Origin of the sequence: Helicobacter magdeburgensis, assembly GCF_000765825.2 — a bacterium.
Taxonomy (GTDB): domain Bacteria; phylum Campylobacterota; class Campylobacteria; order Campylobacterales; family Helicobacteraceae; genus Helicobacter_C; species Helicobacter_C magdeburgensis.
Genome location: NZ_JRPE02000013.1, coordinates 44,212 through 51,689, shown reverse-complemented (window position 1 = coordinate 51,689; position 7,478 = coordinate 44,212). Strand labels below are relative to the sequence as shown.

The 7,478-nt window shown below is 40.4% G+C and carries 8 protein-coding genes and 1 pseudogene; 7 read left to right on the top strand and 2 right to left on the bottom strand.

Annotated elements, in window-relative coordinates; all coding sequences use genetic code 11:
* Positions 1-129: 129 nt before the first annotated feature.
* Positions 130-2,715 (bottom strand): ATP-dependent Clp protease ATP-binding subunit, encoded by a 2,586-nt coding sequence (locus LS74_RS08630; RefSeq protein ID WP_034588404.1) that lies wholly within the window; start codon positions 2,713-2,715, stop codon positions 130-132.
* A 242-nt stretch (positions 2,716-2,957) separates the two neighbouring features.
* On the opposite strand from LS74_RS08630, the gene LS74_RS08625 reads away from it, so the two are divergent.
* The 7 genes and pseudogenes from LS74_RS08625 to LS74_RS11425 all read left to right on the top strand — a co-directional run bounded on the left by LS74_RS08625 (position 2,958) and on the right by LS74_RS11425 (position 6,585).
* Positions 2,958-4,241, top strand: a complete 1,284-nt coding sequence (locus LS74_RS08625; RefSeq protein WP_034588406.1) for an outer membrane family protein — start codon at positions 2,958-2,960, stop codon at positions 4,239-4,241.
* A 97-nt stretch (positions 4,242-4,338) separates the two neighbouring features.
* A complete protein-coding gene (locus tag LS74_RS11445; RefSeq protein ID WP_236096890.1) occupies positions 4,339-4,758 on the top strand; it encodes an RICIN domain-containing protein in 420 nt (139 codons plus the stop codon).
* Entirely contained in the window at positions 4,730-5,086 is a 357-nt protein-coding gene (locus LS74_RS11440; protein WP_268903685.1) for an RICIN domain-containing protein, read from the top strand. The genes LS74_RS11445 and LS74_RS11440 overlap by 29 nt, the downstream gene beginning before the upstream one ends.
* A gap of 62 nt (positions 5,087-5,148) precedes the next feature.
* A pseudogene (locus tag LS74_RS08615) lies at positions 5,149-5,936 on the top strand (cytolethal distending toxin subunit B family protein).
* A 25-nt stretch (positions 5,937-5,961) separates the two neighbouring features.
* The gene (locus LS74_RS11435; protein ID WP_236096888.1) at positions 5,962-6,141 is read left to right on the top strand and encodes a hypothetical protein; all 180 of its coding nucleotides are present in this window, start codon (positions 5,962-5,964) and stop codon (positions 6,139-6,141) included.
* Positions 6,120-6,431 (top strand): RICIN domain-containing protein, encoded by a 312-nt coding sequence (locus LS74_RS11430; protein WP_236096887.1) that lies wholly within the window; start codon positions 6,120-6,122, stop codon positions 6,429-6,431. The genes LS74_RS11435 and LS74_RS11430 overlap by 22 nt, the downstream gene beginning before the upstream one ends.
* A complete protein-coding gene (locus LS74_RS11425) occupies positions 6,367-6,585 on the top strand; it encodes a hypothetical protein (RefSeq protein ID WP_236096891.1) in 219 nt (72 codons plus the stop codon). Before LS74_RS11430 ends, LS74_RS11425 begins: the two co-directional genes overlap by 65 nt.
* A 123-nt stretch (positions 6,586-6,708) precedes the next feature.
* Here the strand turns inward: LS74_RS11425 and efp are convergent, their stop codons facing one another.
* Positions 6,709-7,272 (bottom strand): elongation factor P, encoded by a 564-nt coding sequence (efp, locus tag LS74_RS08605; protein ID WP_104742551.1) that lies wholly within the window; start codon positions 7,270-7,272, stop codon positions 6,709-6,711.
* Between the last annotated feature and the right edge of the window lie 206 nt (positions 7,273-7,478).

The following is a 7,478-nucleotide window of genomic DNA, read 5'->3' as shown; positions in this document are numbered from 1 at the left end:
TTTTTTATAAAAGGCTAGGGCAGTTTTTTCATATAAACTTCCTTTTGCAGAATCTTGCAGGATTTTGTTAAATCAATGCATAGGACTTGGGATTCTGCAATAGAAACTTTAAAGATTCTAGTATGTTGTTTAACCCTCTTTTTTCTCCACCTGTGCGTTAATAGAATCTCCATTAATTGTGAAAAGCACACTCCCCCCTTTGCTTACTTCATCACGCAGGATTAAATCAGCGAGTTTGTCTTCAACCTGCTCATACAATGCCCTTTTTAGCGGACGCGCCCCATACACGCTATCAAAGCCAACCTTTGCGATATGCTCTTTTGCTTCATTGCTTAGGCTAATCTCTATGCCTTTTTCCTTAGCCTTTTTAGCAAGAGATTGAAACATAATATCCACAATTTGCGTGATTTGCTCCATTCCTAGAGGATTAAAAATCACAACATCATCAAGGCGATTTAAAAATTCAGGTTTAAAATACATTTTCAACGCCTCTTTGACAGCATTTTGCTTCTGCTCTTTGTCTTGTATCTCTAGAATCTTATCACTTGCGATATTGCTCGTTAAAATGATGATGGTGTTGCTAAAATCTACCACCACGCCCTTGTTATCACTCAATCGCCCATCATCAAGCACTTGTAATAGGATATTAAACACATCTGGGTGAGCCTTCTCCACTTCATCAAACAGCACAATACTATAAGGTTTAGCTCTTATGGCTTCGGTTAGCACACCGCCCTCTTCATAGCCCACATATCCCGGAGGCGCACCTACGAGTCGGCTTACAGCGTGTTTCTCCATATATTCGCTCATATCAATCCTAACAAGCGATTTGGCATTGTCAAACAAAAACTCCGCTAAAGTCTTAGCACATTGCGTTTTCCCCACACCTGTGGGTCCTAGAAATAAAAAGCTTCCAATGGGGCGAGAGGCATCGCTTAACCCGGCTTTATTGCGTTTAATGGCACGAGCAATGGCTTTGATTGCTTCTTCTTGCCCCACCACGCTTTTTGTGAGTTCAGATTCTATATCCAAAATCCGCTCTTTTTGGCTTTGGAGCATTTTTTTGATAGGCACTCCACTCCAGCGACTTACCACACTTGCGATACTCTCTTGCGTTACGGCGTTTTTAAGCAAAGTGCCATTTTTCTGCATTTGCTCCCATTGCTCTTGTAATTCTGCCTCTTTATTTAAAGTCTGTGGAATCTTGCCATAATCAATTTCAGCCGCCTTGCTGTAATCTCCACTTCGTTTGGCATTTTCAGATTCTCGCCTTAGGCTATCAAGCTCGGCTTTAATGTTAGCAATTTGCGTGAAGACATTTTTTTCCTGCTCAAAGCGTCCATTGAGCGAGATTTTCTCTTCTTTAAGATTTTCTAGCTCTTTGTCAATCTCTGCAATCCTTGCTTGATTAGAATCTGTTTTTTCCATATTGAGTGCTTGTTTTTCTACTTCTAAATTTGCAATTTGCTTTTTGACTTTGCTAAGTTCCAATGGCTCAGATTCTATTTGCATTTTAAGTTCCGCAGCAGCTTCATCAATTAAATCAATGGCTTTATCAGGTAAAAATCTATCTGTGATATAGCGACTTGAAAGCTTTGCTGCAGCAATGAGTGCTGAATCTGTGATATTGACATTATGATGGGCTTCAAGGTTTGGCTTAATCCCACGCAGAATCTGCAAGGCTTCATTCATACTTGGCTCATTGACATTAATAGGCTGGAATCGGCGTGTGAGAGCGGCATCTTTTTCAAAATATTTGCGATACTCTTTGAGTGTGGTCGCACCGATAGTGTGAAGCTCTCCGCGTGCAAGAGCTGGTTTTAGGATATTTGCTGCGTCCATACTCCCTTCACTTGCTCCAGCCCCCACGATGGTATGAATCTCATCAATGAATAAAATGACATTACCCGCTTTTTTCACTTCATTCACAACATTTTTTAGTCGCTCTTCAAACTCACCGCGATACTTTGCCCCAGCAATTAAAGCACTCATATCAAGGGCGATTAGCCTTTTATTCTGCAGGCTTAAAGGCACAGATTTTGAGATAATTCTTTGAGCTAAGCCCTCTACTACGGCAGTTTTACCAACTCCGGGTTCGCCTAGCAAAATAGGATTATTTTTGCTCTTGCGGATTAGAATCTGCATCATCGCATTAATCTCATCATCGCGTCCAATCACGGGATCAAGCGTGTTTTCTAACGCCTTTTGTGTAAGGTCAATGCCAAACTTGCTTAAAGATTCTAGATTGTCATCACCACTTTGAGATTCTATCTTGCTATCCCCTCTTAGAGCAAGGAGCGTCTTTTTTAACTCACTCATATCCACAAATGGCTTAAAAATACTTACAAAATCTCGCTCTTTGAGATTAGCGATGAGAAACATATCCACCGCGATAAAGCTATCATTATTCTTTGTTGCCTCACCTTGAGCGAGATGTAACGCATTTGAAAGCTCTTTGCTGATACTTAGGCTTTCCTTTGAAACTTGAGAGCTTTTTGGCAGGGTATTCACCTGACTTTGTGCTTGTAGCGTAATAGCAGCTTTGTCAATATTGAGCTTATTTAAGGCTTGATTCAGCACACTTTGATGATTGCTTAATAATGCCCAATATAAATGTGAAGGGGCGATTTCTTGATTCTGCGAATGAAGTGCGAGTGAAGCCGCACTATCAATGGCTTCTTTTAATTGATTAGTTAGTTTATCAAATAAATTCATAGCAAACTCCTTTAAGTTTTATATGGAACGCATTATATAAGTTTAGTCATTTAATGTCAAGTTTATTTATAAAATAAATGATAAGTTTTTGCTAATATGCTTAGAATCTGTCAAAGTTTATGCCAAGTTGCTAAAAATTTTGATTCTATATGAATTTATTGAGAATCTTTTGCATTCTTAAAATGGCTTTTTGTGTGAGTTTTGTATAATGCGCGTAAAATTTTCATTTTTAAGGAGTATGAGTGAGAAAGTTTCTTGTTGGTGCGTGCTGTTGTGTGGGATTGAGTGCTTTTGGAGTGGAGTATAAGCTTGGAGGAAAAGCTGAATCTTTTGGTAAATTTGGCTTTAATAATGGATCATACGACTCAAAAGCGTTTAAAAACCCTACTGATAGTTATGCTTCGTTATTTGGGGCTATGGAGTTTGATGTGAAAGCTCAAAATGGTTTCAGTGCGTCTTTAGGCGGTGCGATTAATGCTTTGGTGTATGATAGCACTTCTTCACAAGGCGGGCAGTCTTTGGGAAATGGCTATATCGGCGCGTGGTTTGGCTACAAGGGCGATAAGGCAATGGAAGCGAGACAATATATTTTACATAATGCGTTTGTTGGCTATGAGGGGGAGTATTTTGGCTTTAAGGCTGGGCGATATGAGAGTAGTGGGCTAGATTGGTTTGGTGCGTGGAATCAAGGTGGGGAGCTATATGTTGGCAATAAGTATGTGAAGCTCTGGGGATTTTACTCTGATAGTAGGGCTATGGTGTATAGTAATTGGTTTTGGGATTATACGCGTTTTAGTGTGGCTGGTAAGGGCGTGTATGCTGGTGGGCTAGATGTTGGCACAGATTCTATAAAACTTTCGCTTTATACTTATGGTTCGCAAGATCGCTTTGTGGCACCGGGCGTGAAGTTTGCGTGGAATGAGGCTCTAGGGGAACATCTTTCAAATGAATTTGTGGCTATTGGACTATTTCCTATAAATGAAGAGAATCCCAAAGGAATGAGCGGTGGATTTGCGTTAGCGGGTGTAGATACGCTTTTTGGCGACAAGCTTGATAAATACACGCAAACACTTTTTGTTAGGGAACAAGTGAATTTTTACAAACATTTTGCCGGGGTAATGCTCTATAAAAATTGGGGCAATGCAAATGCGTGGATAGGCTCGTATGGCGATCCGTTTAATGGCTTTGATATTTGGATAGGCAGTGCGTATGATAAAGGTGCTTCTTTGAGCGATATGATAGGACGCAATGCGATAACAACTATTGGCTATATTGGCGGGGATTATGGGGATTTTTCTTGGCAGATTTTAGGGCGACACACACAAAGCCCACGAAGCGATGAAAATGCTTTGGCACTCACCTTGAATCAAAGGCTGTATAAGGAGCTAAGTATGCGTGTAAAGATTGAATATTTTAGCGATGTTACAAAGGCTGGATATTCTGTCGGTGGAGAATCGCCTATCTTATCGCATAATCAAACAAATGATAGAAGTCATATAATGACTTGGCTTTCACAGAAATTTTAATATAAAGAAGAGTGGCTTATATGAAAAATAGAATCTCTATAGCCTTTGTAATTGGCTGTGTGTTAGCTTTTGGTGGCTGTGGGGGAAAATAGGCGATGTGAATCCAACTGCTGGACTGATAGGACATTCTAAGGATTCTGATCCGTTGAAAATAGGCTCAAAGCCCACGCCACCAGCAAAGCAAAGCACACCTGCACTTGTTGTTGGACCCATAGTTGTGCCTGAAGATAAAAATAAACGCTTTAATACAAGAGTAAGAACACAAATCACTGAAGAGATGGTGGGGAAAAGCTCACGCAATGCCGTGTTGCTTATCAAACATCCACCATTAGTTGGAAGTAGTGGAGTAAATGCACCACCTATCTCTCCACAAAATGGAGATTGGATAGTGCTGATGTCGCCCGGTGGTGCGGCTTTGACCGTGTGGGCTTTGGCACAGGGGAATTGGATATGGGGCTATACGCTTATTGATAGTATAGGCTTTGGCGGTGCGCGTGTGGCGATTAAGATTTTTTGATAATGATGAGGTGATGATTGAAAATGGCGAGACACAAACCTGTCTCAATGCCTATAAAAATGGACTTATCCATATGGCGTGTAATACGAAAAATCGCTACCAAAGATTCAAACTCATTCCTATGTCTAATGAATCTTTTCAGCTTAAAAATGTAGGCTTTGATCAATGTGTGCAAGCACCCATAGGCTATATTTTCGGCGATTTCCATAGGGTAACAAGTATCTTTTTGACTAAATGTGCGACAGGGAGTAATTTAGATCAGCAGTGGTATGTTGCCCCACCGACTTTTTTAGTGCGTCCTTTGTATAGGCGGGATATTGATAAATGAAAATAATGGCGGTAAAAATAATGGAGGTAGCAAAAATGGGCGTAAAAACAACAATAAAAAAAATGATAAAAGCAATATGTGCTTGGCTTTGTGTTGTTGGTGTAGCATTTGGTGCGATTGATGATTTTAAGACTGCTTCTTGGAATCTTCAAGGCTCTTCGGCAACATCTGAAAGCAAATGGAGCGTGAGTGTGCGACAGCTTATAAGTGGAGAAAATGCAGCCGATATACTTGCTCTGCAAGAGGCAGGGTCTTTGCCTCAAACGGCAACGCCCACTCAAAGGACTTTTCAAACGCCACCGGGCATTCCTATTGCTGAATATACTTGGGATTTAGGCTCTCGCTCTCGTCCGGATATGGTGTATATTTATTATTCTCCGGTTGATGTTGGGGCAAATCGTGTGAATCTTGCTATTGTTTCTAGGCGAATGGCTGATGATGTGATTGTCCTGCCGCCACCCACAACGGTTTCTCGCCCCATTATTGGAATCCGCATAGGTAGTGATGTGTTTTTCTCAATCCACGCTTTGGCTAATGGCGGAAGAAATGCTGTGTTTAATCATTTTAGCGGACGATCAGATATTAATTGGATGATTTTGGGGATTTTAATCGTAGCCCTGCGAGTTTGCGGCTTGAGCTTAGTTTGGAGACGCGAGTAAGGATAGCGATAGTCGCTCCAAATATAGCCACACAAAGAAGCGGTGGCATACTTGATTATGCAGTGATAGGGAACTCTGGAAGTGGCTTTAGAGAACCGCTTATTGCAGCTGCTTTGATGTTGGCAAATTTCCGCACACAGCTCGTGTCGGATCATTTTCCTGTGAATTTTAGAAGATTCCCACCAAATTAAAAAAATATACAAAAAAGGATATGTGATGAAAAAGCTATGTTATGTTGTATTAATGCTTGGCGTGATGAGTGTAGGGAGTATGGAGAGTGTCGCTGAAGAGGGTGCGTCTGGTTTTAGCTTTAATAGTGGCGGAAGAAGAGATGATTTTGAGAATATTACACAGCGTTTTCAAATACGCAATGTGTGCGAAATGGCATTGCATTAAATATTGATAGGAAGGGTGATTTTAACACGCAAAATTGGTTTTTGCGTGATTTTGGGCTTGATCCTGATTTTATTAGGGGTAAAGATCCTTTGGCTAAAAGCTGGGGCTTTGGCTATGTGCAGTTTGTTGATCCGCGTAATCAGGATAGATGTCTATCCATTGGTGAAGATGGTTTTTTGCATTACAAGTCTTGCAAGGGTGATATACAATCAAAGGCGTTTGAGAGTGTATTTTCAATCATTCCCACAAGCAGTGGGGCGGTGCAGATACGCTCTTGTGCTAGAAGCTAATGAATGTTTGAGTGCATTTGAAAATCCAAATGTGCCTATTGAGCGGCGTTTTGGCATACAGCCTTGTTCGCTTGATTTTGATTTTTTGATTGATACAAGTGAGCTATTTTTCTTTACACCCGCACTTGTGGAGGCTCGTCCTTTGGCGAGATGAAGTGCTTGTTGTGTGAAGTAATAGCTCAAAATCTAGGCTTGAGAATTAAAAAATGTGAAGTGTATTTAAGAGATTGTTTTAGGAATATCAAAAAGGCTGAGGTTTCAGCCTTTTTGCAGGGACTTATTTAACTTTTTCTAAATACTCACCTGTTTCGGTATTGACCTTAATTTTTTCGCCCTCCAACACGTGGAAAGGCACTTGCACAACAGCACCTGTTTCAAGTGTGGCTGGTTTTTTACCTCCGCTACTTGTATCGCCCTTAAAGTTTGGTGCGGTTTCTGTGATTGTTAGCTCCACAACAAGTGGCACATCAACGGAAATTGCCTTATCATTATGGAATAAAATCTGCACATTTAGCCCATCAAGCATCCATTTTGCCACTTCACCTACTTGGTCATCAGTTAGTGCGATTTGCTCATAGGTAGTTGTATCCATAAACTGAAAAGCACTGCCATCGTGGTAGAGAAACTGCATTGTCTTTTCTTGTAAATTTGGCTCTTCGCATTTATCACCCGCGTGGAAAGTTTTTTCAATCACTTTGCCATCAAGAAATGACTTAATCTTAGCACGGACAAACGCCGCACCTTTACCCGGTTTCACGTGTTGATACTCTGTGATTCTATATGGAATCCCATCAATTTCAATTTTTAGTCCTTTTTTGAGTTCGCTCATTCCAATTGCCATTGTTTAAATCCTTTCAAGTAATGTAAAGTCGCGTATTATAGCATTTGTGTGTGGTATTTGCAATTAAGATTTGGCGTTTAGGGGGATAAATTTAAAGATTAAACAGAATATTAATAGTAAAGTGAAAAATGAGAGTTGAAGTAAAGGATATAGAATCTTACAAAGATTCTATATTATAGATAAGGGGTTTGGTTAATAGCTGATTT